Here is a 1,193-nt window from a genome sequence, read left to right as displayed (position 1 = left end):
GACCTGACTTCCACAAGTTTTAGTGTCACCCTGCGTTGATCGCGTCGATGACGGCTCGCGCGGCGTCCGGGATTGTGGGTTCGACGAGCATTTCGTGGTCGCCAATGGCGACGGTGACCGTGCGCAGCGGCCGCAGGGTGGTGACGATCTTCTTGATCGACATGCCGGTGACGTCCTGCAGGTGCCGCGCCACGGCCAGGGCCGCGAACACGACGGTGAGGTGAGCTTCGATCGCATCGCGGGTGCGGTGGAAGATCGGGCGCGCCCTCAGGTCGGCCTTGGCCATGCGGAAGGACTGCTCGACTTTCCAGAGGTCGTGATAGGCCGCCACGACGGCATGGCCGTCCATCGCGGCCGGGGCGATGTTGGTGACATACCCCTTGTAACCTGCAGATTCGCGGGCCCGCTGGATCGAGGCCTCGTCCAGGATTACCTTCTGGTCGGTGACCTTGACGAACCGCTGCTTCTTGAGTGGTTCTGCCCGGTCGGCGACGCGTTGGGCGCGGTCGATCTGCGCGTTCAGCGTCCGCCGGTCTCGCTTGGCCCGCTCCCATTTGTAGTGCCACACCACCCGCCGGTCTCGCCGGTCCCGGCCCTGTCCCATTGGGCGGATCAGCTCCACGACGCCGTCGTCGGCAATCACGTTGCCGCGGCGGCCGAAGTGGTCCTCAAGCTCCTTGGGCGCCTTGGAGGTGCGGGAGCCGACGATGAACGACAGGCCCGCATCTTCCAGCGCATTGAGGTTGGCCGCCGACAGCATGCCCGCATCGGCTACCACGACCATGTCGCTGATCTGGTGGCGCTTCTGAAAGGCCGTGATGACCGGGATTAGCGTCTTGGTCTCTGCCTTGTTGCCCTCGAAGACGTGCACGTCCAGCGGGAACCCGTCCCGGGCCACCAGCAGGCCGACGGTGATCTGCGGGTCGACCTTGCGCTCTTTACTCATACCGACTTTGCGCAGGTCATCTTCTTTTTCTGCCTCGAAATACAACGTGGTCAAGTCGTAGAGCACCAACGCCACACCGGGGCCCCCGGCGCGGTTGACGTGGGCCCAGCAGGCGGTGGCGATCAGCGCGCGGTAGTCCCGGCCGACCACTCGCTGTAGACAGTTGTAGAGCGTGTTGACGTGCGGTGGTTTCGTCCCCAGTTCGCCCAGGACCCGAACCGAGTCCAACTTGCTGGTCGGCTCCACC

The 1,193-nt window shown here is 64.9% G+C and carries 1 protein-coding gene; it reads right to left on the bottom strand.

Translation table 11 applies throughout. The annotated features are described in order from the left end of the window. Window positions 1-25: 25 nt before the first annotated feature. Window positions 26-1,193 (bottom strand): IS1634 family transposase (locus tag G6028_RS16525; RefSeq protein ID WP_182659522.1); only part of this gene is annotated, 1,168 nt, incomplete at its 5' end.

The sequence above is a fragment of the Dietzia cercidiphylli genome (assembly GCF_014145145.1).
Lineage (GTDB): Bacteria > Actinomycetota > Actinomycetes > Mycobacteriales > Mycobacteriaceae > Dietzia > Dietzia natronolimnaea.
The sequence above is the reverse complement of the archived record's forward strand: the minus strand, read 5'-3'. Positions and strand labels throughout refer to the sequence as shown.